At 31.4% G+C, this 25795-nt stretch carries 25 protein-coding genes and 1 tRNA gene; 8 read left to right on the forward strand and 18 right to left on the reverse strand.

The features are described 5' to 3' along the window. Nucleotides 1-17: 17 nt before the first annotated feature. From gldA to ES044_RS02140, 6 genes are all read right to left on the reverse strand, one after another. The gene (gldA, locus tag ES044_RS02115; RefSeq protein WP_147119632.1) at nt 18-911 is read right to left on the reverse strand and encodes a gliding motility-associated ABC transporter ATP-binding subunit GldA; all 894 of its coding nucleotides are present in this window, start codon (nt 909-911) and stop codon (nt 18-20) included. Between the two features lie 106 nt (nt 912-1017). Next, nucleotides 1018-1782, reverse strand: coding sequence for a hypothetical protein (locus ES044_RS02120; protein ID WP_147119631.1), 765 nt, complete (start codon nt 1780-1782; stop codon nt 1018-1020). A 79-nt stretch (nt 1783-1861) separates the two neighbouring features. Further along, the gene (locus ES044_RS02125; RefSeq protein WP_147186866.1) at nt 1862-4612 is read right to left on the reverse strand and encodes a TonB-dependent receptor; all 2751 of its coding nucleotides are present in this window, start codon (nt 4610-4612) and stop codon (nt 1862-1864) included. A 36-nt stretch (nt 4613-4648) separates the two neighbouring features. Then, on the reverse strand, nt 4649-5461 hold the full coding sequence (locus ES044_RS02130) for a GLPGLI family protein (protein WP_147119629.1): 813 nt from the start codon (nt 5459-5461) through the stop codon (nt 4649-4651). 108 nt (nt 5462-5569) lie between these two features. Then, nucleotides 5570-6418 carry a GLPGLI family protein gene (locus ES044_RS02135; protein ID WP_147186867.1) on the reverse strand — a complete coding sequence of 283 codons (849 nt, stop codon included), beginning with the start codon at nt 6416-6418 and terminating at the stop codon, nt 5570-5572. Nucleotides 6419-6424: 6 nt separating this feature from the next. Further along, nucleotides 6425-6787 (reverse strand): hypothetical protein, encoded by a 363-nt coding sequence (locus ES044_RS02140; protein ID WP_147120678.1) that lies wholly within the window; start codon nt 6785-6787, stop codon nt 6425-6427. Between the two features lie 120 nt (nt 6788-6907). On the opposite strand from ES044_RS02140, the gene ES044_RS02145 reads away from it, so the two are divergent. The 3 genes from ES044_RS02145 to ES044_RS02155 all read left to right on the forward strand — a co-directional run bounded on the left by ES044_RS02145 (nt 6908) and on the right by ES044_RS02155 (nt 9821). Then, nucleotides 6908-8473 (forward strand): sensor histidine kinase, encoded by a 1566-nt coding sequence (locus ES044_RS02145; protein WP_147120679.1) that lies wholly within the window; start codon nt 6908-6910, stop codon nt 8471-8473. Next, entirely contained in the window at nt 8466-9143 is a 678-nt protein-coding gene (locus tag ES044_RS02150) for a response regulator transcription factor (RefSeq protein ID WP_147186869.1), read from the forward strand. Before ES044_RS02145 ends, ES044_RS02150 begins: the two co-directional genes overlap by 8 nt. 63 nt (nt 9144-9206) lie before the next feature. Next, nucleotides 9207-9821: a deoxynucleoside kinase gene (locus tag ES044_RS02155; RefSeq protein ID WP_147120681.1), complete on the forward strand. Its 615-nt coding sequence runs from the start codon at nt 9207-9209 to the stop codon at nt 9819-9821. A gap of 1120 nt (nt 9822-10941) precedes the next feature. Here ES044_RS02155 and ES044_RS02160 read toward each other — a convergent pair. After that, a complete protein-coding gene (locus tag ES044_RS02160) occupies nt 10942-11445 on the reverse strand; it encodes an RNA polymerase sigma factor (RefSeq protein ID WP_223269212.1) in 504 nt (167 codons plus the stop codon). Between the two features lie 196 nt (nt 11446-11641). On the opposite strand from ES044_RS02160, the gene ES044_RS02165 reads away from it, so the two are divergent. The 4 genes from ES044_RS02165 (at nt 11642) to ES044_RS02180 (ending at nt 16274) form a co-directional block, all read left to right on the forward strand. Beyond that, the gene (locus tag ES044_RS02165; RefSeq protein ID WP_018942691.1) at nt 11642-12505 is read left to right on the forward strand and encodes an RNA polymerase sigma factor RpoD/SigA; all 864 of its coding nucleotides are present in this window, start codon (nt 11642-11644) and stop codon (nt 12503-12505) included. Between the two features lie 462 nt (nt 12506-12967). Next, a complete protein-coding gene (rpe, locus tag ES044_RS02170) occupies nt 12968-13624 on the forward strand; it encodes a ribulose-phosphate 3-epimerase (RefSeq protein WP_147119918.1) in 657 nt (218 codons plus the stop codon). Next, on the forward strand, nt 13625-15013 hold the full coding sequence (locus ES044_RS02175; protein ID WP_147119919.1) for an exonuclease domain-containing protein: 1389 nt from the start codon (nt 13625-13627) through the stop codon (nt 15011-15013). It begins immediately after the preceding gene. Beyond that, a complete protein-coding gene (locus ES044_RS02180; RefSeq protein WP_147119920.1) occupies nt 14994-16274 on the forward strand; it encodes an FAD-dependent oxidoreductase in 1281 nt (426 codons plus the stop codon). The genes ES044_RS02175 and ES044_RS02180 overlap by 20 nt, the downstream gene beginning before the upstream one ends. A gap of 60 nt (nt 16275-16334) precedes the next feature. Here the strand turns inward: ES044_RS02180 and ES044_RS02185 are convergent, their stop codons facing one another. The 4 genes from ES044_RS02185 to ES044_RS02200 all read right to left on the reverse strand — a co-directional run bounded on the left by ES044_RS02185 (nt 16335) and on the right by ES044_RS02200 (nt 18223). Further along, the gene (locus tag ES044_RS02185) at nt 16335-16751 is read right to left on the reverse strand and encodes a CBS domain-containing protein (protein WP_147119921.1); all 417 of its coding nucleotides are present in this window, start codon (nt 16749-16751) and stop codon (nt 16335-16337) included. A 133-nt stretch (nt 16752-16884) separates the two neighbouring features. Then, a tRNA-Arg gene (locus tag ES044_RS02190) sits at nt 16885-16958 on the reverse strand. A 346-nt stretch (nt 16959-17304) separates the two neighbouring features. Beyond that, nucleotides 17305-17754 carry a GatB/YqeY domain-containing protein gene (locus ES044_RS02195; RefSeq protein ID WP_147119922.1) on the reverse strand — a complete coding sequence of 150 codons (450 nt, stop codon included), beginning with the start codon at nt 17752-17754 and terminating at the stop codon, nt 17305-17307. A gap of 19 nt (nt 17755-17773) precedes the next feature. Beyond that, nucleotides 17774-18223: a retropepsin-like aspartic protease gene (locus tag ES044_RS02200; protein WP_147119923.1), complete on the reverse strand. Its 450-nt coding sequence runs from the start codon at nt 18221-18223 to the stop codon at nt 17774-17776. Between the two features lie 156 nt (nt 18224-18379). On the opposite strand from ES044_RS02200, the gene ES044_RS02205 reads away from it, so the two are divergent. Then, nucleotides 18380-18841 (forward strand): Na(+)-translocating NADH-quinone reductase subunit F, encoded by a 462-nt coding sequence (locus ES044_RS02205; protein ID WP_147186871.1) that lies wholly within the window; start codon nt 18380-18382, stop codon nt 18839-18841. A 93-nt stretch (nt 18842-18934) separates the two neighbouring features. Here ES044_RS02205 and nqrF read toward each other — a convergent pair whose 3' ends face one another. The 7 genes from nqrF to ES044_RS18410 form a co-directional block, all read right to left on the reverse strand. After that, entirely contained in the window at nt 18935-20245 is a 1311-nt protein-coding gene (gene nqrF / locus ES044_RS02210; RefSeq protein WP_147119925.1) for an NADH:ubiquinone reductase (Na(+)-transporting) subunit F, read from the reverse strand. Between the two features lies 1 nt (nt 20246). Continuing rightward, nucleotides 20247-20972 (reverse strand): NADH:ubiquinone reductase (Na(+)-transporting) subunit E, encoded by a 726-nt coding sequence (gene nqrE / locus ES044_RS02215; protein WP_147119926.1) that lies wholly within the window; start codon nt 20970-20972, stop codon nt 20247-20249. 82 nt (nt 20973-21054) lie between these two features. Further along, the gene (locus tag ES044_RS02220; RefSeq protein WP_147119927.1) at nt 21055-21699 is read right to left on the reverse strand and encodes an NADH:ubiquinone reductase (Na(+)-transporting) subunit D; all 645 of its coding nucleotides are present in this window, start codon (nt 21697-21699) and stop codon (nt 21055-21057) included. A 1-nt stretch (nt 21700) separates the two neighbouring features. Then, on the reverse strand, nt 21701-22510 hold the full coding sequence (locus ES044_RS02225) for a Na(+)-translocating NADH-quinone reductase subunit C (protein ID WP_147119928.1): 810 nt from the start codon (nt 22508-22510) through the stop codon (nt 21701-21703). Between the two features lie 4 nt (nt 22511-22514). Beyond that, nucleotides 22515-23729 carry an NADH:ubiquinone reductase (Na(+)-transporting) subunit B gene (locus ES044_RS02230; protein WP_147119929.1) on the reverse strand — a complete coding sequence of 405 codons (1215 nt, stop codon included), beginning with the start codon at nt 23727-23729 and terminating at the stop codon, nt 22515-22517. A gap of 4 nt (nt 23730-23733) precedes the next feature. Beyond that, nucleotides 23734-25083 (reverse strand): Na(+)-translocating NADH-quinone reductase subunit A, encoded by a 1350-nt coding sequence (locus tag ES044_RS02235; protein ID WP_147119930.1) that lies wholly within the window; start codon nt 25081-25083, stop codon nt 23734-23736. 386 nt (nt 25084-25469) lie between these two features. After that, nucleotides 25470-25676 carry a hypothetical protein gene (locus ES044_RS18410; protein WP_147119931.1) on the reverse strand — a complete coding sequence of 69 codons (207 nt, stop codon included), beginning with the start codon at nt 25674-25676 and terminating at the stop codon, nt 25470-25472. Between the last annotated feature and the right edge of the window lie 119 nt (nt 25677-25795).

Here is a 25795-nt window from a genome sequence, read left to right on the forward strand (position 1 = left end):
AACCTTGTAGAAAAAAATCAAGAAGTTACCTCCCTAAAAAGCGTCTCTAAATTTTTAGTTTGCGCCGTTAATCCTAAAATTTTTAAATTGTTTTCTTGTGCAAAGTCGAATATTTTAGAACGCATATCTTCCTCTGAATTAAAAGTCAATTGCCAAGTATTTTCTGTGATATTGATCGTTGATAACAAATATTGAAATTGACTGAATATTTTTTTATCAACAGAAACGTTAAAAGTAACTTCTATAATTTGTTGTTGCTTATTTTGGAGTTCAGAAAGTTTTTTATCAACCAAAATCTCACCTTTTTTTATGATGATTACGCGATCGCAAACCGCTTCTACTTCTTGCATAATATGTGTAGAAAATAAAACTGTTTTTTCTTTTCCTAATTCTTTGATTAATTCCCTAATTTCTACTAATTGATTCGGATCTAAACCCGTTGTGGGTTCATCTAAAATTAAAACGGTTGGATTATGCAATATAGCCGCAGCTAAACCAACTCTTTGCTGATACCCTTTAGATAGTTGGTGTATTTTTTTGTGAGCTTCTGCCTTTAACCCTACTTTTTTAATACAATTCTCAATTTGACTTTTATCAACCTTATAAATCGAAGCCTGAAACTGCAAATATTCGCGCACATACATGTCTTTATACAACGGATTATGTTCTGGCAAATACCCAATAATTCTTTTAGCTTCTATCGTATTTTGCAATACATCTATTTCATCAACAAAAACTTCACCTTCATTTGGTTTTATAAACCCTGTTAAGATTTTCATCATGGTAGATTTCCCTGCGCCATTGGGCCCTAAAAAACCGATTATTTGTCCTTTATCCGCAGAAAAAGAAATATTTGACAATACTTTTTGAGTATTATAAATTTTACTAACAGCTGACACTTTTATGGACATATTATATGTTGATATTTTTTAGGTTTTAAAACGCTTTTCTTAATCAAACACGAAAGACTTCGATAGGTATCTAATACGATGATAACGTAATTTAATCTTATTTAGTTTAGGCTTTTGTTGTTAGTAATCTAATCTTCCGAATATTTTTCATTCGTGACCAGGCTATTTTATGACGCTTTTTATAAAACCATAATGTACCTAAATCTAATAAAAAGTAAAAAAAACTAATACCGCTTGGCGGATTATGGCTTGGTAAAAAACCGAAAACTCCCCAAGCTGTTGCGGGCCATTTCCAACATAAATAATTGGTGCCAATAATTTCTAAATAAGCAACAGAAATATACATCGTTAAATAAAAAAGACGCTCTCTTGGTTTGTTTCTTAAAATAAATAAGGTGGCAATGGTCATCACAAAACCAAAAACATCATTTTTAAGAATTAAAAAAACAGCTGCATAAATAAAAATAAAAATTGCGAGCACTTTCTCTAATTTTATGCGATGTTTTATAATTGATTTTGCTCTTGAAAAATATAAAACGGCAACATATACCAAAGCATGACCAGGAGGCACGTAATGTGGCACATTTTCTAATCTATAAGTGTACATACCCATAGCCACTGAAAACAAATATTCTCCTATAACACCGATAAGCACGGCATAAATCATTTGTTCCTTTATGCGTTTGTTTACGTAAAAAAAGGTGATCGCAAACCCAATAAACATGCTACTATTTGCATAAAATTGCGCATCTTTAGTAATCTCTAACATATAGAAACTATCTAAAAAAAGCCCGAATAATATAAACAAATACAATGCTCCTAAACTTTTAAGAGTGGCATATACTGGAGATTTTGATGCTAACAAACTCATTTGGCTAAAATAAATAAAGTAAATAAAAAATGACTCAAAAAGATTGAGCCATTTTTAATAAAATATAGAAAGGTTTCTATTACAATTGATAACGTACTCGAAGACTTACAAATCTTGGTAAAATAAATCTTTCATTAATATTAAATGAAACAATGTTTTGATTTACAGAAACTTCAGAGCCTGTTGCTAATAAGTTGCTACCGACTAATTCATATTCAAATTTGGCGTCTCTATCTTTTCTATACGCTAAAGTAGCATTCCAGATTTGGAAAGAATTAATAACACTGCCTTCTTGCCTCGTTTCATTATAAGAAAAATCTGATTTCACGGTTAATGAGTTCCAGATATACGCATCAAAATTAATAGACGGAACATGACTGACTGTTTTTATATCTACTGGTCTTGCCGTGTTACTTTGGTCTACAAAATTCAAATTATAACGCAAACTAACATTGGGTGCTTTGGTAAAATTAGTACCAATACTGGTGTTTACGCCCCTTACCAAACTTTCATTTGTATTCTCTAAAGAATTGATAAATTGATAGCTTTTATTGTACGTAAAATTACCTCCTACACTCATTCTAATCTTTTTGATTGTTTTACCAACACGCCCAAAAGCATTAAAATTTTCATTATCAAGCGGAGAGTTGATAGATGTATTGCTAGAAACCACAGAGCCGGGCTGAAAAATAGTATTTCGGTTTACTTGATTTGCAGTTTTTCTATAACTTATTCTAGCAAAAACATTGCTTGCATTAAACAAATTAAAACTAGAATATCTTAATGCTACATTATGAAAATTAGCATTTATTAATTCTGAATTTCCTGCAAAGAAAGAGTTATAACTATTAGCTACAATACCTCTAGCAATTTGGTTTACATCTGTAAAATTCACTTCTTCTTTATAGGTAAACGTTAAACTTTCGCTTCTTTTAAATTGTGCAACAACTTCAAATTCTGGTAAAAACTTAATAAACGTATCCTTAAAGGTTTCCGTACCATATTGGGTATTATTAGAATTATAAGAATGCGCAGTAAAACCTGGGGTAATTGTAAAAATACCCGCTTTTAAACGGTATCTTAACCCTGCATAAATATCTGAAAAATTATACTCGGTATCGTTTGTTATTTGAGCATCATCTATACCGTCTATGGTAGGATTTGGCACATTTGAGGTGCCTAATTGAAAGAAACGAGAATCAAAAGTTTGTGTACTTAAAATTGTACCTGCAACAAAGTTTAAATTGCTTTTTGTGTTTAAAATGTAGTAGTAATCTAATTTTGCATCTAACTGATTCGTTTTTACACGTCTGTCTTGTTCTAAATCATAAAAGGTTAAACTTCTATCTAAACCTAAAGTTTCTGCGGCATCATCAAAACCATCTCGATCTTCTCGGTTTGCTTCCTCGTTGTTATTCGGGTCATTTTCTAGCGAAGCAATATAAAAAGGATCTTCATCTTGCAGCAAATGTTTTACTTCTAAAGCAAAAATACTTTTTTCACTTGCCGTATAAAAATAACTAAAATCTTGATTTATCGTAAACGGCGTTGAACTTTCTGATTCTGTAATATCACTTAAAACTCTAGAGTTTACATTATCGGTTCTAAATTCGTTAGAAAAACGACCAGCAACATTATAGTTTAATTGATTGTTAAAATCTTTTTTATAGGCTGTACTAAATCGAAACAAGCCTGTATTACTTGTTTGGCTTGTTTGATTATCGACCAGATCATCTGGTGTTTCTGGGTCTACATAATCAATATTATTAATATTTCTTTGTCCGTTGCTATTACCAGACCAAATTAAAAAACCACTTATATCTAATTTAGGATTGGGCGAATAGCTAAAGTTTACAGCAGATAGCTTCGTTTCAATTCTATTGGCATTTCTTGCACCTGCGTTTAAAAAACCGATGCCGGCATCTGCAATGTTAATATTTGTTCCATTAGACGGACTCTGACTCTGAAAGTTACCGCCAAAACTTCTTGCATCTCTTCTGCTTATTACAACATCACCAATATTATTTACATCACCAATAACATTTATCGTGTATTTGGGAGAATAATAAAATAATTTTGGTTGAAATAAGTACAAACCAGTATCTGGAGAATCTCCTGCGCCCGCAGTAATATCGCCAAACCAAAAGTTCTTTTTACCTTCTTTCAGTTTGATATTAATGGCAACTCTGTTTTGATTATTTTGAACACCACTTAATTGACTTACATTAGAGTAGTTTCTTAAAACTTGAATTTTATCAACCGCATTAGACGGAATATTTTTTGAAGCTAATTTAGTATCACCACTAAAAAACTCTTTACCATCAATCATTATTTTTTCAACAACTTTTCCTTCCACTTCAATTTCACCAGCCGCATTTATTTCTACGCCGGGTAATTTTTTAAGCACGTCTTCTAGTTTACGTTCTGTTCCGTTTTTAAAAGAATCTGCATTGTAAATTATGGTATCTCCTTTTATGGTCACTGGCATTTTAGAAACAATATTTATACCCTCTAACATATTGTCTTCAAACATGGTATAATTTTTAGAAATATCTGCGCTTTTCGTTTTTATAAACTCGCTTATTTCTTTAAAACCAACATAACTAATTTTAATATTATAGACTTTATTTTGATCTAAATCTAATTTAAAATTGCCATTAGCGTCTGTAAAGCCAAAAGAACTAATTCTTTTTGCAACCGTATCTAAAGCAATTACGTTTGCCATTTCTAAAGGCTCACCGATAGAGTCTTTGACAACTCCTCTTAAACTAATTTGAGCAGTTGCCGCCCAAGACACCATAAAAATGGCGATGAATATTATTTTTTTCATGAATGTTTTCTTATTGTTTTAGTTGACTAAGTCTTCTTAACTTCTACCTCTACCTCTACTCTGAAAACGTTCTTTCATTTCTTCGGTTTTTACTTTAATAATTTTATTGTATTCTTCTCTAGAAACTTCCTTTCCTTTTGTTGGTTTCTTTATTTCGATTTCATTTTCTGGATTAATCACTAATTCTGTGCACAACATCGTTGTTCTACCTGCGTTTATTTCTAAAATTAAACCTGGCAAACCCCAATGTTCAGCTGGTCCAGCACTTACAGGAATTTGCGGAGAATACCATGCCGTAATTAGTAAGGTTTTTACATCTTCTTCTTTTACTTTTGTTGAATCTTTGGCTTTGTTTGCTCCTCTACCAAACATACTTCCCCAATCGATGCTCGTGTCTTCTTTTACCATTGTAGCTTTGTAGCAAGTATAGTTTCCTATTTTTTTAGTTTCTGTGCCCATTTCCCATTGTGGCATCTCCATTTCTTCGGTAACTAAAAAACGTTTGCTAAACATTTCTACATCTTCAATCATTTCTTTATCGCCTACATTTTTATAAGTAGAACCTTGCCCGTTGCTTATTGCCCAACTTGGTCCAGAAGAACCCGGAGCTTCTAATTTCACGTTTTCTTTAAACGTACTTTCTGTTTTATTAAACGTTAAGGTGTACGTTTTTTCTAAAACGTTTTTAAAACGAGCCATCATCTGCTTCTTTTGCTGTTCTGGCATTTTATCAAACCTACTCATGTCCATGGTTCTTTTAGACATATACGTGGCTTTTCCTTGAAAATCTTTCTGCGCAAAAGTACTAATTGTAACAAATGCGAGAAATAGTGTAAAAATTGGTTTCATAAGTTTTATTTTAGTTGGGACAAAATTATCTTTTAAATATTCTTTAAGACTTAAAAAAAACTTAAAAGTTTAATGACTTGAACTAACTTTAACGCAAAACCTCCCAATTTAACCTCCTATTTTAATGTTAACGCCATTTCCTAGGTCCAAACCGTTTCTTCCTTTAAATTTTTCCATCATTTCATCTGATTTTTCTTTTTGAATTTTTAAATACTTTTTTTGAGAAACCACTTTTCCTTTTTTAGGTTCTTGGATTGTAATTTTTACTGAAGGATTTAAAGTAATTTCTGTACACACAATTAATTTTTTACCGTCGTTAATTTCTAATATCAAACCCGGTAATCCTTGATAATTTGCCGGACCATTGTTCATCGCAACCTGAAGTGTATACCAAGCGGTAGTAACAATTGTCTCTTTTTTTATTTCTTTTAGCAACACACCATCTTTCATTGTGGTGTTCGTATTTTCTACTTCTTTAGTAAAAGTGGCTTTGTAGCACGTATAGTTCCCAATATTCTTGGTTTCAGACGATAATTCCCATTCAAAATCTTTTAAAGTATCTTTTACTAAAAAACGTTTTCCTTGAATTTCTGTTTGATTAGAAAATCTATTTTCTCTTATATTTTTATAATAAATACTACCACTACCCGATCCTCCAAAAGAAAATACACCAATTTTATTGCCCGCTTGTGGGTTTGGCGCCTGCAGTTGTTCGTCTTCTTTATAGGTAGATGAATTTTTATCAAACTCTAAAATAAACGTTTTTTGATTCATTTTTTGCAAACGCTTTTTCAACTCTTCTTGCATTTTATCGTCAATACCTTTTTGATCTTTACCAAATTTAATCGTAGATTTTGAACTTGTCTTATAAATCGCTTTCCCTGTAAATTCTTGCGCATTTACTGCGCTTACAAATAAAAATACCACCGTTGTAATAATTGTTATAATCGTTTTCATGCCTTATTAATTTTTATATTTTTTAGAAATTTTAATTAATGATTTCACTTTTTTCTTTGCACTTTCAATTAAAGAATCGATATTTATTTTCTGATCAGAAACCGTAATCGATCCTTTAAATTTATATTTAGATGCTTCTAAATCTACTTCAAAACTGATGGCTATTTTTTCTTGTGGCTTATTCGTTTCAAAAATACTTTGTACATCATCCCATTGAATATTTTCTAAATCTTTTATAGAATTTACACTATATTTTATCGAAGTAACTTTTGCTTCTATATTCTTTGAAGATGCTACAGCTGTTTTTTCTTCTTGGCCACAAATAATTATAGAAGTAGTAAGTAATAGTAAGGTTAGCAATTTTTTCATAAGTTTGGCTATTCATTTTTTCATTACAAAGATGCCCAAGTGCACCTAGCTTTATAGTTAACGAGTGTTAACGAATGTTAACCGAATCGTTTTGTGGTTTTTACAAACTATATTTGTGGCATGAATACCAAAAAATATACATGGATTTTCTATTTAATCTCTTTAACAATTGTCGCTACAATTGGAATTCAACTTTATTGGAATTATAAGAATTACGAGGAAAATAAAAGACAAGTAACTAATGAGATTCAGTTAAGTTTAGACAATGCTATAGAAGAATACTTTGCCAAATTAGCAAAGGAAGAATTTACAACAATCATTAACCTTAATGAAGGTAAAGTAAAAACTTTATCAAATAACAAAATAAAATTCGATTCAATTTTTAAGAATTCTCCAAACTTCAAGAAAATAAAGTCTTTCATTAAAAAAGATACTTTAAATAAAGAACCTGAATTTCAAATTACCAATATTTCTTTCACTTCGGATGATTCATTAGACGCAAAAAAAACAGATTCTATTATAAGAAGTATGGCAAAAGGGATGTCATCAGAACAAAAAAAGTCAAAGCAAAAAAGTACCGACAACCTATCTAATAATTTTAAATATTTTAGTGGAAAAAAATCTGCTGATAGTTTAAAATTGATAAAATACTTAAACCCTATTTTTCTATCGGTGGCCTCTAATTCTATCGAGTATCACCAACTAGACTCTTTGCTAAAAAATCAATTAAATAAAAAAAACATTCCATTACAATTTGTATTCAATCATTTAAAGAAAGACACTATTTTCTATACGTCTAATGATTCGTTAATTTCTAAAAACTTATCTAAATGTATTACCTCGAAATCTACCTATTTAAAAAAAGATGAAAAATTTAAACTATTGTATAACATTTCAAATACTGAAGCAATAAAAAGAAGTTCTTTTGGTATTTTTTTATCTCTTTTATTATCATTAGCAGTAATTTCTAGTTTGTTTTATTTACTAAAAATCATCAATCAACAAAAAGCATTAGCCGCTATAAAAAACGATTTAATTAGCAATATTACCCACGAGTTTAAAACACCAATAGCCACCGTTTCTGCAGCTATTGAAGCCATCGAAAATTTTAATATTTTAGACGATAAGGAAAAAACCAAAAAATATTTAGCAATGTCTTCCTTTCAAATCAAGAAATTGCATCAAATGGTAGAAAAATTATTAGAGACTGCCACCTTAGATAGCGAGCAATTATTATTAAAAAAAGAAACCGTTGACGTTGTCGAAATAGCAGAAAGACTGGTTATAAAACATCAATTATTAGCTAGTACAAAAGAGCTTTTATTTTCATCAAACTTAAAACCTATTTATTGTAAGGTTGATGTTTTTCATTTTGAAAACGTGATTTCTAATTTAATTGATAATGCCGTGAAATATGGCGGAGATCAAATACAAATTAATATCAACTCCATTTTAAAATCAACAGAAATTATAATTGCAGATAATGGTTCTGGCATTGAAAAAAATGAGCAAGAAAAGATTTTCGATCAATTTTACCGCATTCCTAAAGGAAACACCCATGATGTAAAAGGATTCGGAATTGGTTTGTATTACAGTAAAAAAATCATAGAAAAACATGCAGGAAGCCTTTCACTTTCTTCGGATAAAAAACAAACTCTCTTTAAAATAACGATGCCTAATGAATAAAATAAAAGTATTGTTAGCAGAAGATGAGGCTAGTTTAGGGATGATTGTAAAAGAGAGTTTAGAATCTAGAGATTTTATTGTTTTTCATGCCCAAAATGGTGAAGAAGCTTTACAGGTGTATCAAACAGAAAAACCCGATATTTTGGTATTAGATGTAATGATGCCCCTAAAAGATGGTTTTACTGTAGCCAAAGAAATACGATTAGAAAACAAAAGCATTCCGATTATTTTTCTCACAGCAAAATCACAAACTTCTGATGTTTTACAGGGTTTTAAACATGGTGGAAACGACTATTTAAAAAAACCTTTTTCTATGGAAGAATTAATTATTAGAATACAAGCTTTACTGCAAAGAATTGAGCTTAAAACAACGGTAGATTTCATAAAAATTGGAGACTACGCCTTTAATTACACCAAACAAACATTGCGCTATTTTGATGTTCTAGAAACCCTAACACACCGAGAAGCGCAGCTACTTTTTTATCTCTTTGAGAACAAAAATGAAGTACTCGATAGAACCTTTATTTTAAACAAGTTATGGGGCAATGACGATTTCTTTACCACAAGAAGTATGGACGTATTTATAAGCAAATTAAGAAAAAAATTAAAAAAGGATCACAACATTCAAATTTTAAATGTGAGAGGTTTCGGATATAAATTAATCTGTTAGTAATTGATACATTATAATTTTTAGTACTTTAGCATCTCTTTTTAATTTAAAGATTTTAAATATATGCACGTAGCAATTGCAGGTAATATTGGTGCTGGTAAAACCACACTAACAAAACTTTTAGCCAAACATTACAAATGGAAACCGCATTACGAATCTGTTGATAAAAATCCTTATTTAGATGATTTTTATGCAGAAATGGAACGTTGGTCTTTTAATTTACAGGTTTATTTTTTAAACAGTCGTTTTCGTCAGATACTAGAGTTAAGAGAGTCTGGTAAAAATATAATTCAAGATAGAACAATTTATGAGGATGCTCATATTTTTGCGCCAAACTTGCATGCTATGGGTTTAATGACCAATAGAGATTTTGGCAACTACACGTCTCTTTTCGATTTGATGGAAAATTTAGTAACACCGCCAGATTTGTTAATTTATTTAAGAGCAGACATCACAACTTTAGTTGGTCAAATACACAAAAGAGGCAGAGAATTTGAAAACTCTATAAGTATCGATTATTTAAGCCGATTAAATGAACGTTATGAAGCTTGGATTTCTACCTATTCAAAAGGAAAATTATTAGTAATTGATGTTGATAATTTAGATTTTGTGACCAATCAAGAAGATTTAGGACACGTAATTGACAGAATAGATGCACAAATTAATGGCCTCTTTTAAAATTTAAAAACTCTTATAAAAGTAAAGAGACCGCTAGATGCGGTCTCTTTTTTTTGTGATTAAAAATCACTCATGATAGATAGTCCCCCAACTTTCTATCAGATTTTAAGTATTAAACTCCATTTAACACTTCAATATTTTAATGTAAGATTTTTAGAATCTTACTTGCACTACTTTCTATTCTTTACACTAAAGCCAGCTATATTTTTAATCTTAAACGCATTTCTAAATTAATAAAACGAATTTTTTAATTAAGTTAAAAAAATAATTTATAGAAAACTAAATCGCTGTGTTTCAATTTTTTCTGAAATTAAACTGAAAAATGTTAAATTCCATTATTTTTCCACGCAAATATAACTGATAAATTAGTAGTAATCAAATCTATCTTGCTTCTTGTTCTATTTAATTCAATTTTCCTTGCCTTCTTAGCCATTCGTTCCTGAATTTTTAAATTAAAAAAAGTAATTCAAGTTAATTTTAAGAGTTAAAAACTCTTAAAAAAACAACTTATACAGCCCCGTTATTGCTTATTTACTAAAAACATAAGCAACAAACACCATAATTAGCTTACCACATCTATTCATAAAGAACTCAATAAGTACATCGTATTTAAATCATTTAATACTGAACAATCTCGAAGCAGCGCTATCGAGCTATCAAAAAGTAATATCCGTTTAATATTTTTACGCAAAACGTTTGGGTATTAAACCCAAGATCTCACTAAATACTGAAACAAGCCTGCCTGCCAGACAGTCAGACTCAAGTTACAATTTTAAATTCAGAGCCTCGCTATTTTTCAAAATTGAGTATCACTAATATCACTATCAAAATTAACATATAGTGCATTCAAACTTATAACACTCTTTGTTTAATTAATAAGATTCTTACAATCTCCTTTAAAAAAATAACTTACAGTGTTTGGCTTTTTCAACCAAAATAAATCAGTAATATCTATGGTAAAGTTCATCAAATTAATATCGTTTAGAACTTGCTGTTTTAAAGCTCTTGGCACTTCATGATGGTATTTTATTTTTTTAAAAGGATTACATATATTTATTAGGTTTCATAAATACCAACAACCTTATGTTTTGCTCTTTTAATGCACATTTTAACAGCACTCTCACCAACATTTAAGGCTTTTTTTTACTTCTACAATACTCATATCATCTTGGTATTTCATGAAAAGAACCATTTTATCTTTTGCACCTATTAAAGACATTGCCCTTACTAATTTCTCTGACTTTAACTCGAATAGTTGTGCATTTTCCATTTCTTCAGAGGCATCTTTTTCTTTTATTTGAACTGTAACTACGGTTACTTTTTCTTTCTTTTTATGGGCATTTCTTTGCACATAATTTATGCAGTAATTATACGTAAAAGAAAAGAATCCTGTAGAAAACTTTAAATTTCCTTTAAACGTATTTAACATTACACACAGTCTTATAAAAATATCGTTTGTTAAATCTTCTGCCTCTTCTTTGTTTTTAGCAAAGCCGAAGCATTTATTGTAAACAACTTTAGAAAACCTATCATATAATACAGCAAACATTTGTGAGTTGTTAGTTGCTACTATTTTAAAGACTACCTCTTCATTTGTTAATTTTTGTAAAACATTCGCTTTCAATATCTTTTTTTAAAACACAAAAGAAAGTAATTCGTCACATTCTTTTTTTAGAAGAGTTAGCAGGTTGTTTTAAATCGTTGAAAACGTATTTTATCTCTTTAAAAAAAAATATCATTTTTTTGTAACATTTATTTAGAAGCATACGTATAATAGTTTGTAGCAATACATGAATCTTTTAAAAAGTTATATAATTTAGATGAGACAACTTAAAATTACCAAGCAGGTTACCAATAGAGAAACTGCTTCCTTAGACAAATATTTACAAGAAATAGGTAAAGTAGATTTAATTACGGCAGATGAAGAAGTAGAATTGGCACAACTTATTAAAGCTGGTGATCAAAGAGCTTTAGAAAAATTAACCAAAGCCAATTTAAGATTCGTGGTTTCTGTTGCAAAACAATATCAAAATCAAGGATTAACGTTACCCGATTTAATTAATGAAGGAAATTTAGGTTTAATTAAAGCGGCAAAACGTTTTGATGAAACAAGAGGTTTCAAATTTATATCGTATGCTGTTTGGTGGATTCGTCAATCAATCTTACAAGCTTTAGCAGAACAATCTAGAATTGTACGTTTACCGTTAAATAAAATTGGTTCTATCAATAAAATTAACAAGATGTATGCGTTTTTAGAGCAAGAAAATGAGCGCCCACCAAGTGCTGAAGAAATTGCTAAAAAACTAGACATGACGGTGAATGACGTAAAAGAATCTATGAAAAATTCTGGTCGTCATGTATCCATGGATGCACCCTTAATTGAAGGTGAAGATTCTAACTTATATGATGTCTTAAATTCTGGAGAATCTCCAAACCCAGACAGAGTGTTATTACACGAATCCTTGCGTATTGAAATCAACAGAGCTTTAGAAACATTAACCCCTCGTGAGGCAGATGTTGTAAAATTATACTTTGGTTTAGGTGAGCACCAGCCAATGACTTTAGAAGAAATTGGTGAAACGTTCGATTTAACTCGCGAGCGCGTTCGTCAAATTAAAGAAAAAGCAATTAGAAGATTAAAACATACTTCTAGAAGTAAAATTTTAATGACTTACCTAGGCTAAAAGTTACAGACCTCTTTTGGTATCTCAATCTTGCTGCATAAAAGAAGCAAGAATATTTTATATAAAACTCTCAAATTTATTTTTGGGAGTTTTTTTTTATTAAAAGCTGCCTGCTTATCGCTATATCTTTTTATGCTGAATTTATTTTCAACAGCTGCTCTTTACAATGAACAACCTCGAGGCAGAGCCATCGAGGTATCAAGCTGAAAAAAACCTTATTTTTAGTTTGATGAAAACCCAGGTTTTCAAACTTTCCTCTTGACCACCGACGCAGAGCGTCGGGGAATTCTATCGATTAAAATAAACTCAAGAATTTTAAAGACACAGATAACGATTTTCGCATAAAGAGGATGCCCCTTTAATCAGGACTAAACCTGTTTATGAAATATATTACTTCTTCCATCTATTTCTAATTAACGAATTAAGTATCTTTGTAAAACCAATAAAACAAAGCACCCTATAATGAGTAATTTAATTGCCCCTTCAATTTTAGCCGCAGATTTTGCAAATTTACAAAGAGACATAGAAATGGTAAACAATAGCCAAGCAGACTGGTTTCATATTGATATTATGGACGGTGTTTTTGTACCCAACATTTCTTTTGGCATGCCTGTTTTAAAAGCAATTGCCAAACACGCTACAAAAACAATTGATGTGCATTTAATGATTGTAAATCCTGATCAATACATACAAACTTTTGCAGATTTAGGTGCTAATATTTTAACGGTGCATTATGAAGCTTGCCCACATTTACACAGAACAATACAAGGAATAAAAGCTGCCGGAATGAAAGCTGGTGTTGCCTTAAATCCGCATACGCCCATTGCAGTTTTAGAAGATATTATTGCAGATTTAGACTTGGTGTGTATTATGAGTGTTAATCCTGGTTTTGGCGGACAATCTTTTATCGAAAATACGTACAAAAAAGTGAGCCAGTTAAAACACTTAATTGAATTTTCTGAAGCTGCTTGTCAAATAGAAATTGATGGTGGCGTAACCGATAAAAATGCAAATGCATTAATTGAAGCGGGTGCGAATGTTTTAGTAGCAGGTAGTTATGTGTTTGGCTCAGAAAACCCAACAGAAACTATTGCCGATTTAAAAAATAGTATCGGTTAATTGAATTATACTGTTGTAGACATAGAAACCACAGGAAATGGCTACAAAGGCCAGAAAATAACTGAAATATCTATTTTTGTTTTTGATGGAAAAAAAGTGCTCGATGAATACACCACACTTATAAATCCAGAGCAAAACATACCGGCTTTTATAACCAACCTTACTGGCATTACCAATGCTATGGTAAGAAATGCTCCTAAATTTTATGAAGTTGCAAAAAAAGTAGAAGAAATCACCAAGGACACTATTTTTGTTGCCCATAATGTAAACTTCGATTATAATATTATTCATGCCGAATTTAAAAGTTTAGGCTTCGATTTTAAACGAAAAAAGTTGTGCACCGTTCGGTTAACAAGAAAAATAGTTCCTGGCTTAAAATCGTATAGTTTAGGCAATATATGTGTTGATGAAAACATACCTATTAACGGCAGACACAGAGCCAAAGGAGACGCAGAGGCCACCACAGAATTATTTAGAAGATTAATAGAGAGAGATGATAATTTTATCATCAACTCATTTTTAAATCCGCGTTCTAGACAGGCTACTTTACCACCACTTTTAGACAAAATCGTAGTAGATAATTTACCCGAAAAACACGGTGTCTATTATTTTAAAAATTTAGCAAAAGAAGTTATTTATGTTGGCAAAGCCAACAATATAAAACAACGTGTAATTAGTCATTTTTACGATAAAAAGAAAAAAGAGCAGAACATGTGTTTAGAAACTGCCGATATTTCTTTTACAAAAACTGGTAGCGAATTATTGGCGCTCTTACATGAATCTGCTGAAATTAAACACATTTACCCCAAATATAATAGGGCGCAAAGAAGAGCAGGAGAAGCTGTTGGATTGTTTTCTTATGAAGATCAAAAGGGAATTATTCATTTAGCGTATAATCGACTAAAACTAGCACCAAACTCTATGATGAAATATTATTCTGTAGCAGAATGTAGAAATCATTTAGAATATTTATGCAAAGAATTTGAATTATGCCCCAAATATTGTCATTTACAAACCAATGTATCGAGCTGTTTTCATTTTCAATTAAAAGAATGTAAAGGTGTTTGTTGTGATAAAGAACCTGTTGAAGAGTATAACAAACGAGTAAGAAAAGCAATAGAATCTGTAGGCATCGGAGCAGAAAATTTAGTCATCAAAGAAAAAGGAAGAACTAAAAAAGAGATTGGTTTTGCGTTAATTTTAGATGGCATTTATAAAGGTTTTGGTTATTTAGATGCGGCACAAGCAAATGAATTAGAAAATCCGGAAGAATATCAGTTTTTTGTACAACCAAAAAAAGATAATAAAGATATTCAGAGAATTATAAGCGCTTACCTCAAAAAACAAGAAAATTTAAAAGCTTTAGAAAATGGAGAAGTCAGCATATAAAATTCATATTATTGGCGCAGGAATTAGTGGTTTAATTGCAGCTCAAATTTTAGAAAATCATGGATATCATCCAACAATTATAGAAGCATCTGCCTCGGTTGGCGGTCGTGTAAAATCTGATGTTGTGCAAGGGTACGTTTTAGATCACGGCTTTCAGGTTCTGTTAACTTCCTATCCGGCCGCCAAACAGTATTTAAATTATAAAGATTTAAAATTGCAAGAATTATTGCCTGGCGCCACTATTTTTAGAAATGGCAAACAACAAACTATTGGCGATCCGTTAAGAAGCTTGTCTTTATTAATACCAACACTACTTTCATCAATAGGTTTATTATCTGATAAAATAAAAATACTGAAACTAAATGCCCTTTTAAAGAAAAAGAAGCTACTCGACATTTTTAAAGAAGATGAAAAAACAACACTTCAGTATTTAAAAAACATAGGTTTTTCAGAAGATATTATTCAAAACTTTTTTAAGCCATTTTTTAGTGGTATTTTTTTAGAACCAAATCTAGAGACCTCTAGCAGAATGTTTGAATTTGTATATAAGATGTTTGGTGATGGTTTAGCAGTTTTACCAAAAGACGGAATTCAAGCAATTTCTAATCAATTAAAGAAAAACTTAAAAAACACAAATATTATATTCAATTCGCCTGTAAAAGAAGTAAAAAATAATGAGATAATTTTAGAAGATAATTCAAAAATTAAGAGCCATATTACCATTATTGCAACAGAAGCAAGCTCTTTAGTTTCGAACCTTAAAAATCAAGAAACTGAATGGAAAAGTTGCGATACGTTATATTTTGAAACAAAAGACTGTGTCATCAAAAAACCTTTAATTGGTTTAATTTCAGATAAAGAAGCTTTAATTAATAATATTTTTTACCATTCAAGCATCAAAAATTCATCTACAGGTAAAAACAATTTATTATCTGTAACCGTTGTAAAAAATCATCATTTAAATAAAGAAGACTTCATTAAACGGGTACAAGACGAGTTGCTTCAATTTTGTAATATAACAGCGACTACTTTCTTAAAAAGATATCATATTAAAAAAGCATTGCCTAAATTATTAGACTTACAATATGAACTTTCAAGTACAGAAACCAAATTGAAAGCTACCATATTTTTAGCTGGAGACCAGCTCTTAAATGGTTCTTTAAATGCTGCTATGATTTCTGGAGAAAGAGCTGCATTTGGCGTTATACAAACCCTAGAAGACGGCTTAATTGTAGATGAATTGACTTCTGAATATAAATAAAAAGAAGATTTCTTGCCAAATCTTCTTTTTACCGCATTCCTTAACTAAAGCCTTCAGATTCTAAAACTGATCTACCAAAAACCGGATAAAATCTGTAGTGGTAACAATACCCACTAATTCTCCGTCATCTACAACAGGTAATGCATGGAACTCCTTATCGGCAAGCAATGCGCCCACTTCTTTTACAGTGGAGTTAGAAGGCACCAAATACAAATTTTTAGCCATTACTTGTTTAATTGTAAACCAATCATAAATACTAAAATCTATATTTTCATTATCGTCAGAGGCATCTGCATACCCTACTTTTAGAAGATCAGAATAACTTAACATGCCTACAATTTCTTTATGATCAACAATAGGAATATGTCTAATTGCATTTTCTTCGAATATTTTTTTTGCATCTTCTATTGTATTTGTAATATTCAGCGTAATTAAATTCTGACTCATTATTTCTGATATATGAATTCTTTTTTTCATAATATTTTGTTTAAAATTACTTTATCAAAGGTCAAAATAATAGCTATTACAAAATATGATACTTGTCATATAAACCATATTTATAAAAAAAATCTTCTAGAAATTTAATTCTAGAAGATTTATATAATAATTGTGACTGCGAAGGGATTCGAACCCCCAACCGTCAGAGCCGAAATCTGATATTCTATCCAGTTGAACTACGCAGCCGTTCTTACTATTTTTCTTACCTAATATTCAGTAATCTAATACGCTATATTTAGGACAAAAGAATATCTAATTTATAACTAGAGCCTCCTTTTTATTAGTAAGCAAAAATATAGCTTTATTTTGAACTCAAAGCCTTTTTAATGATTAACATACTAATTTAAATGAACCAATAAAAAATAAGGAATGCTATATCGTTTATAATTTCTCAAAAAGTTCACGTCCTACAAGCTGCAACTATTGGCTCTTTAAAAAACATATTGTGTAGAATTTGTGTACTTTACTATATTATTATTTTATCTCCATTAAAAAAAAAAGCTGTCTTTAAAAAAAGCTACTTGCTAATCATTTACATTAAATTCTTTTTCACCAAAGTAGAAATTATTTTACCATCTGCTTGGCCAGAAAGCTCTTGAGAAACAATGCCCATGACCTTTCCCATGTCTTTCATTCCAGACGCTCCTGTTTTTTTTATAATTGCTACTACAACTTCTTCAATTTTTTCTTCTGACAATGCTTCTGGTAAAAATTGTTCTAAAACAGTAATTTCTGCCAATTCAGGATCTGCTAAATCTTGTCTATTTTGTTTGATAAAAATAGCCGCGCTATCTTTTCTTTGTTTTACCTGCTTAATAATAATCTTTAACTCTTGCTCTTCAGTTAACTCTTCCTGAACACCTGTTTCTGTCTTTGCTAACAAAAAGGCAGATTTGACTGCTCTTAAAGCTTGTAAAGCAATGGTATCTTTTGCCTTCATTGCTTCTTTCATTTTATCCATTACCTGTTTTTGCAAACTCATCTTTTTATTATTTATGTAACTATTTTTTTACTCTTTTTAAATATAATACTTTCTTGTTATAATCTATAAAAGCTTTTCCTTGTTGCAAAATGTCTGCCCCAATAATACCCTGAACTTTTTTAGCGTTGTGTTGGGTAAGCGCTGTATTTACGTGCGATAGATCAAACAAGACCAAATGGCATTTATTTGTTTTCCAAGCGTCTATTTTTAACGAATTATTTTCAGACTGCTGTGTTTCCATATCTGTTGCACCTGCGCCTGCGGCTTTGGTATCACTCTCTTGAGCGTCTAACTTAAAAAAATCAATCAAATCTAAACCAACACAAGAATTAGAAGCACCTGTGTCTAGTATAAAACTACCTTTAACACCATTAATCTTTGCTTTTAATTCTAAATGATTGGTTGATGTTTTCTTTAATTTTACTTTAATATATTTATTTTTTTTTAAGATTTTTTGGATGCCTTTCATGCTCAAAATTTATGCCCATCAAAAATACGATTTTATCATTATAGAAAAAAAAACTTATCTTAATAATTTAGGATTATTCTAAATATAATCATTACCTACAATCCATTTGATTAGTTTACAATAATTTCTTATCTTAGAATTGTAAATGTATTGAATATGAAAACAACGAAAAGATTAGAACAGGCATTAATTAAATTATACAACGCATACCACAACAATAGATTAAACCCAGAAGATTGTACCGCTTGTGCGGTGGGCAATATTCTAGATAATTTTGATAGTTGGAAACATTTATCAGATGCACATGGTTCGCTTAAATTAAGCTATTTAGGATTGGTGCACCAAAATTTAGGAAGAAAATTTAACGGATATACTCCGCAAGAACTCCTACAAATTGAAAAGGCATTTTTAGTTGCTTGTGGATTTAAAACTCCGTTATGTCATTACAACCCTAAACCTCAAAACCCTACTTCTCAAGAAGTTTTGTTTGATGGGCTTTGCAATGTTGTTGAACTACTCTGTAAATTAGATGATATTCCTTATGTATTAGACTACTCTAAACTATTTGAGCAAGAAGACGGAGAGCCTGTATATCACCTACAAACTTTATTAGCTTAATTTTTGTCCATAAAAAAGCCGATTCAGAAATGAATCGGCTTTTTTTATTATTTATTAATTTATCTCTGAATCCTATTAAACAGTATGATTCGGCTATCCTCCAAAGTCATCAAAACGGATGCTTTCATCTGGCATACCAAAATCTTCGCCCATTTTTTGAACCGCTTTGTTCATTAATGGTGGTCCACAGAAATATAATTCCATATCTTCTGGTGACTCATGATGATTTAAGTAGTTATCTATAACACAATTATGTATAAAGCCTACAAAACCATCTCCCGTTTCATCGTCTAAATCTTTTTTCACTTTCCAATTGTCCTCTTCTAAAGGATCGGACAATGCGATATAGAATTTAAAGTTTGGAAAATCTTTTTCTAAAGCTCTAAAGTGCTCAATATAAAATAATTCTGCTTTAGAACGTCCTCCGTACCAGTAAGTAACAATTCTACCAGTCTTTAATGTTCTGAATAAGTGGTATAAGTGAGAACGCATTGGCGCCATACCTGCACCACCACCAACATACAACATCTCTGAATCAGACTCATTAATAAAGAATTCTCCGTAAGGACCTGAAATAATACATTTATCGCCTTTCTTTAAACCAAAAATATAAGAAGATGCAACACCTGGATTTACATCCATCCAATCACCTTTTGCTCTATCAAACGGCGGCGTCGCAATACGAACATTCAACATAATTTCTCTTCCTTCTGCAGGAAAAGACGCCATAGAATATGCTCTTTCTACAGTTTCATTATTCTTCATTACTAATGGTCTCAACTTAAATTTATCCCATTCAGCTTTGAATTTATCGGGTCTGTCATGCTCCTCTGGATGTGCTGTAATATCCATATCAGCAAACTTTACTTCACAAGGAGGAATCTCTATTTGAATATACCCCCCTGCTTTATACCCCATATCTTTAGGAATTTCAACAACAAATTCCTTAATAAATGAAGCCACATTGTAATTTCTTACAACCACTGCATCCCATTTCTTAATTCCGAATACCTCTTCAGGAATCGAAATGTTCATGTCTTGTTTTACTTTAACCTGACATGCTAAACGAGCACCGCTTTTTAATTCTTTTCTAGAAAAGTGAGGTACTTCTGTAGGCAAAGCTTCACCTCCACCATCGTTTACGTGGCATTCGCATTGTATACATGTCCCACCACCTCCACAAGCAGATGGTAAAAATATTTTATTACTACTTAAAGTCGTTAATAAAGAATCACCTGAAGCTACTTCAATCTCTCGTTCACCATTAATCATAATCTTTACGGGACCTGATGGCGATAATTTTTGTTTTACAAAAAGTAATACTGTTATTAATAATAAAGCTACTATTAAAAATGCGGATACTGTTGCTATAACAGTTCCTGTTGTTCCTGCTGCTAAAATCATATTAATTTAAAGTTTTAGTATTGTTTGCTAATTCATCTTTAACTCCTTTTTTCTCAACTTTTTCAATGGTAGCTTCTGTTTCTTTTACCGGCGCTGCTTCTTCATCTCCTCCTGTTAACATTCCTCCAAAACTTAAAAAACCTATTCCCATTAAACCTGTAATAATAAATGTAATACCTAAACCTCTTAAGGCTGGTGGCACACTTGAATATCTAATCTTTTCACGAATCGCCGCAATTGCTAAAATTGCTAAAAACCAACCAATTCCTGAAGATATTCCGTAATTTAAGGCTAACCCTAAAGACTCTATTTCACGAGATTGCATAAATAAACTTCCTCCTAAAATAGCACAATTTACTGCGATTAGCGGTAAAAAAATACCTAGAGAATTATATAAAGACGGAGAAAACTTCTCTACTATTATTTCTACTAACTGAACCATTGTTGCAATCGTTGCAATAAACATAATAAAGGAAAGGAAGCCTAAATCGTAATCTGCAAATTCTGGACCCAACCAAACTAAAGCCCCTGGCTGCAATAAATACTGATCTAACAACCAGTTTAAAGGAACTGTAATTGCAAGTACAAAGATTACCGCCGCGCCTAAACCTACTGCTGTGGTTACTTTTTTAGATACTGCCAAATATGAACACATCCCTAAAAAGACAGCAAAAACCATGTTATCAATAAATACGGCCTTAAAAAATAATTCTAAATGTTCTATCATTTTATTATAATTTTCAGTTTTCAGTTTTTAGTATTTAATTCGCATTTAATTGCAAATAAAACTACCCACTGTTAACTAATTTTTAATCTTCTATTAACTCTTTGTTTCTACTACGTTGCACCCAAATAATTAGGCCTACAATAATCAAGGCCATTGGTGGCATAAGCATAAAGCCATTATTTTCATAACCTGTAGAAAATAAACCAGTTTTTTCGATTGGATCACCTAAAACAGGAATTCCGAATAAAGTTCCTGCTCCTAAAAGTTCTCTAAAAAAACCAACTAAAATTAAAATAACGGCATACCCTAATGCATTTCCTATTCCATCTAAAAAAGATCGGTAAGGACCATTTGCTAGAGCAAAAGCCTCAAAACGTCCCATGATAATACAGTTGGTAATGATTAACCCGATAAATACCGAAAGTGTTTTACTCAACTCAAAAGCATAAGCCTTTAAAAATTGATCTACGACAATTACGAGAGATGCAACAACAATAAGTTGTACAATAATTCTAATTTTTGAAGGGATTAAGTTACGCAATAAAGATATTACAACATTACCCACGCCCATTACAAATAATACCGCTATACCCATTACAAGCGATGCTTTTAAATCTGCGGTAATTGCTAGTGCTGAACAGATTCCTAAAACCTGAATTGTAATAGGATTATTATCTGCTAAAGGATCTGTAATTAATTTTGTGTCTTTTTTTGAAAGTATTGCCATACTAGTTTATTGTTGTATTTAATTCCTGAAAAAATGGCATATACAATTTTAAATCATTCTTTATCATTGCAGATACTCCATCACCTGTTATCGTTGCACCCGCTAAAGCATCAACTTCGTAGTCATCTTTAATTTCATTTTTAGGATCATTATTCCCTTTAGCTACGTCAATTCCTTTAAACACACCTGAATCAGATAATAATTTTTCACCATAAAAATCGTCCATAAAGTAACGTTGCTTAATATTAGAACCCAAACCTGGAGTTTCTGCGGCATGATCAAAAAATGCCCCTTTAACCACCATATCCTTGTCTAGGGCTATAAAACCCCAAATGGCATCCCATAAACCTTTTCCTCTAATTGGTGCAATATAAACCGTCTCACCGTTTTGCTGTCCAACAAATAGTGGTAAAAAACGAGATTTCCCATTTTTTGCCCTAGTTTGCTGTTTTTTAACATCTATTAAATAAGGCTCTTTTCCTTTTCCTTCATCTTTAGAATCCATAAACTCTTGGCGTGTCATTTGCCCGATGATTTTACCATCTTTAGATTCTAAAACTAATTGTTCTGAAACATTTGTTTTAAACTTGTTCGCAACTTTATCTGTTGAAACAAATGTAATATCCCCAGAACCTTCATTATCATTTACACCCAAAGCATATAGAATATTCTGTTGCTTTTCCATCCGCATATTCTCTTTGATTTGAGGCTTCAAAGAAGAAGCTGTGAACGCTAAAAGCGAACCTACTACAACCACCATGATAATGGCGAATAGTATTGTGTATGAATTTTTGTCTGTGTTAACTGCCATAATATTATGCTGTTTTTACTTTTAAACGTTTCATTCTTTTGGTTACATTTCCTTTCACAACGTAGTGATCTATTGTTGGCGCAAATACATTCATCAATAAAATTGCTAAAAACACGCCTTCAGGATATGCCGGGTTAAATACCCGAATCATTATGGAAAGGAAACCAATTAAGAAACCATAAATCCATTTTCCTTTATTCGTTTGCGATCCTGTTACGGGATCTGTAGCCATAAAGACTGCACCAAATGCCAAACCACCTATTGTTAAATGTTCCCACCAAACGGTGTTCATTAAACCGTAAAACTTACTAGTTTCTGTGATAATGTCGAAGGCAACAATTTGATTAAAAATTAACCCCATTGCGGCAGCTCCCACAAATACTGAAAGAATAATTCTCCAACTTCCTATTTTTGTGAAGATTAAAATTGATGCTCCAATTAAAATTAAAAAGGTAGATGTTTCTCCTACAGAACCCGGTATAAAACCCATAAACTTATCAAATGTAGAATACGCTACTTCTTGATTTTGAGCGTAACTACCTAAAATAGTTTCTCCAGAAATTGCATCTGCAGTTCCTGTTCTTTCTACGGCATCGTAGACCCAAACTTTATCCCCAGACATCCATGTTGGATATGCAAAAAACAAAAAAGCTCTAATGGTTAATGCAGGATTTAAGATATTCATTCCTGTACCACCAAATACTTCTTTACCAATTACAACACCAAAAACAACAGCTACTGAAAGCATCCAAAGAGGTGTATCTACAGGTACAATTAATGGTACTAACATTCCTGTTACCAAATACCCTTCTTCTACTTCATGGCCTTTTATAACTGCGAATATAAATTCGACTAAAAGACCAACACCGTAAGAAACAATTACTAATGGTAAAACTTTAATAATTCCAATCCACAAATTATCTAATGTTAGAAAAGAGCCTAAAATAGTAAATTCTGATGTGATTCCATTCGCTGCATCTATAGCGGCATAATACTGATAACCAGCATTAAACATCCCAAACAACAAACAAGGAAGCAAAGCCACAATGACAATATTCATTGTACGCTTTAAGTCGTCTGCTGCCTTGATGTGAGTTCCTCCTGCGTGAGTAACTTCATTCGGTAAATATAAAAAGGTATGGATTGCGTTAAATGCAGGCGCCATTTTAGTACCTCTATATTTTTCTTTTAAATTGTGTAAGTTTCCTTTAAAGCTCATAATCTTATCCTAATTCTTCTCTCATTAAATCTAAACCTTCACGAATTATCTTTTGGTGAGGCTGTTTAGATACACAAATAAATTCTGTTAGTGCAAAATCTTCAGGTGCTACTTCGTAACCACCTAAAGCTTCCATTTCATCTAAATCTTTATACATAAATGCTTTTAACAATTGCATTGGATAAATATCTAGAGGAAAAACCTCCTCGTAAGAGCCTGTTACTACAAAAGCTCTGTGTTCGCCGTTTGTATTGGTATTTAAATCGTATTTTTTCTTTGGTGTTAACCACGAAAAAGTAAGTGCTCTTGAAGTTGATATTTTATTGAAAACTGGCTTATTCCATCCAAAAAACTCATAATCATCTCCTTCTGGAATTGCTGTAATTTGATTATCATAATACCCCAAAAAACCATCTTCTTTTACTTCTTTTCCAGAAAGTACGTTTCCGCTAATAATTCTTGTGTTATTATTTTGCAAGTTATTTGCGGTAACATCCGCAATATTTGCACCTACAATTGCAGTTACATACTGTGGCGTGCTAAACTGAGAACCCGTTAATGCAATTGTTCTTGTCATATTTAACTTCCCTGTTAAAAACAACTCCCCAATAATTATTAAATCTTGTGGTGTAATTACCCACACAACTTCTCCTTTGTTAATAGGATTTATTTTCGAAATTTGAGTCCCCACATTTCCGGAAGGATGAGGTCCAGAAACCTTGTGGTGTTCAACGTTCTTTAAATTTGTAAATAAAGAAGATGCTTCTTGCCCCACAGAAAGATGTACTTTACCTTCTGTTAATTTCGAAACTGCAGTAACACCAGCTTGTAATTCTGCTTCTTTACCTGCTAAAGTGTACTCTAAATCAGCAGCGAGAGGTGCACTTACGTGCCCAGAAATAAAGATTGCTTTTGGTGCTTGATTAGGATTTGCGACAACATCATAAGGACGTTGTTTTATAAAAGGCCAACAACCCGAAGTAAATAAGTAATTCTTCACCTCTTCTGCAGACATTACATCTGCATCTTTAGTTCCGAAATCTTTATGAACCTGTTTTGTATCTGCGGCAATTTTAACGGCTAACACCTTTCTTCTTGCTCCACGAACTACCTCCATTACTTTGCCAGAAACAGGACTCAAAAATAAAATGCGCTCATCACTTTTAGAATAAAAAAGTGTATCTCCTGCTTTTACTTCTGCTCCTTCTTTGGCAACAAGTTTGGGTGTAATTCCATGAAAATCTTCTGGCTTCACGGCATAAACACTACTTAAAGGACTGTTTGTAGTGTTTTTTTCGGCTTCACCAACCAGCTTTATATCCAAGCCTTTTTTAATACGAATGTCTTTTGACATAGTAATTAGTAATTTTAGTTATCTAGAAAAATCAAGCAAATTTACGGATTTTGAGTATTATTTTAGATATAAATTTAGGCATATATTTGTTAAAATATATTATTTATATCTATTCTAAATAATGACTATTTAAGAAAAATTAAAGTTCATGATATCAGAAATTAAGGAACCTTTTTAACAAAAAAATAACCAATAAATAGCATAATAATTGCGATAATTGAAAATAGTTGCACAAAAAGTTTAGTCATTACATCTTTGAGATTGGTTAAATTTAGCCACAAAGGATGCAATAGGCAATAAAAAATAGTGACCAAGCACAAAAATTAAGCACTACTTTTAATTGAGTTTTTAAACAACCATAGAATTATAGCTCTAAAATTTAGACATTACCAAAAACTTTTTAGATTCAAATAGATTCTTAAGTTCTTATGCAATTTATAGAGTAGTATTTCTTTTTCTTGTTGAACTAAAATATAATCTACATCCTTTATCTTAAAAACTTTCGAAATTGCATTCACAATTAATTCAAGAGAAGTCATTTTTTGAAACTCCATTGATACCCGATCAAAAAGAATTAATCGTTGATTATACATACCCACATCTAGTCTTAATAAAATAAACCATCTTGTCGTTTATACACTTATACACTTGGTTAATTTCACTAATCCTTTTAACCTATTTTAGTAATTGAATATTATAAAACGTATTTCCA

This window comes from Polaribacter sp. IC066, from assembly GCF_007997085.1.
In the GTDB taxonomy this organism is placed as follows: Bacteria; Bacteroidota; Bacteroidia; order Flavobacteriales; family Flavobacteriaceae; genus Polaribacter.

Excerpts from the sequence above, each read along its gene's own strand:
- gldA (WP_147119632.1), bottom strand. The coding sequence starts at position 911 with ATGTCCATAAAAGTGTCAGCTGTTAGTAAAATTTATAATACTCAAAAA.
- ES044_RS02120 (WP_147119631.1), bottom strand. The coding sequence starts at position 1,782 with ATGAGTTTGTTAGCATCAAAATCTCCAGTATATGCCACTCTTAAAAGT.
- ES044_RS02125 (WP_147186866.1), bottom strand. The coding sequence starts at position 4,612 with ATGAAAAAAATAATATTCATCGCCATTTTTATGGTGTCTTGGGCGGCA.
- ES044_RS02130 (WP_147119629.1), bottom strand. The coding sequence starts at position 5,461 with ATGAAACCAATTTTTACACTATTTCTCGCATTTGTTACAATTAGTACT.
- ES044_RS02135 (WP_147186867.1), bottom strand. The coding sequence starts at position 6,418 with ATGAAAACGATTATAACAATTATTACAACGGTGGTATTTTTATTTGTA.
- ES044_RS02140 (WP_147120678.1), bottom strand. The coding sequence starts at position 6,787 with ATGAAAAAATTGCTAACCTTACTATTACTTACTACTTCTATAATTATT.
- ES044_RS02145 (WP_147120679.1), top strand. The coding sequence starts at position 6,908 with ATGAATACCAAAAAATATACATGGATTTTCTATTTAATCTCTTTAACA.
- ES044_RS02150 (WP_147186869.1), top strand. The coding sequence starts at position 8,466 with ATGAATAAAATAAAAGTATTGTTAGCAGAAGATGAGGCTAGTTTAGGG.
- ES044_RS02155 (WP_147120681.1), top strand. The coding sequence starts at position 9,207 with ATGCACGTAGCAATTGCAGGTAATATTGGTGCTGGTAAAACCACACTA.
- ES044_RS02165 (WP_018942691.1), top strand. The coding sequence starts at position 11,642 with ATGAGACAACTTAAAATTACCAAGCAGGTTACCAATAGAGAAACTGCT.
- rpe (WP_147119918.1), top strand. The coding sequence starts at position 12,968 with ATGAGTAATTTAATTGCCCCTTCAATTTTAGCCGCAGATTTTGCAAAT.
- ES044_RS02180 (WP_147119920.1), top strand. The coding sequence starts at position 14,994 with ATGGAGAAGTCAGCATATAAAATTCATATTATTGGCGCAGGAATTAGT.
- ES044_RS02185 (WP_147119921.1), bottom strand. The coding sequence starts at position 16,751 with ATGAAAAAAAGAATTCATATATCAGAAATAATGAGTCAGAATTTAATT.
- ES044_RS02195 (WP_147119922.1), bottom strand. The coding sequence starts at position 17,754 with ATGAGTTTGCAAAAACAGGTAATGGATAAAATGAAAGAAGCAATGAAG.
- ES044_RS02200 (WP_147119923.1), bottom strand. The coding sequence starts at position 18,223 with ATGAAAGGCATCCAAAAAATCTTAAAAAAAAATAAATATATTAAAGTA.
- ES044_RS02205 (WP_147186871.1), top strand. The coding sequence starts at position 18,380 with ATGAAAACAACGAAAAGATTAGAACAGGCATTAATTAAATTATACAAC.
- nqrF (WP_147119925.1), bottom strand. The coding sequence starts at position 20,245 with ATGATTTTAGCAGCAGGAACAACAGGAACTGTTATAGCAACAGTATCC.
- nqrE (WP_147119926.1), bottom strand. The coding sequence starts at position 20,972 with ATGATAGAACATTTAGAATTATTTTTTAAGGCCGTATTTATTGATAAC.
- ES044_RS02220 (WP_147119927.1), bottom strand. The coding sequence starts at position 21,699 with ATGGCAATACTTTCAAAAAAAGACACAAAATTAATTACAGATCCTTTA.
- ES044_RS02225 (WP_147119928.1), bottom strand. The coding sequence starts at position 22,510 with ATGGCAGTTAACACAGACAAAAATTCATACACAATACTATTCGCCATT.
- ES044_RS02230 (WP_147119929.1), bottom strand. The coding sequence starts at position 23,729 with ATGAGCTTTAAAGGAAACTTACACAATTTAAAAGAAAAATATAGAGGT.
- ES044_RS02235 (WP_147119930.1), bottom strand. The coding sequence starts at position 25,083 with ATGTCAAAAGACATTCGTATTAAAAAAGGCTTGGATATAAAGCTGGTT.
- ES044_RS18410 (WP_147119931.1), bottom strand. The coding sequence starts at position 25,676 with ATGTATAATCAACGATTAATTCTTTTTGATCGGGTATCAATGGAGTTT.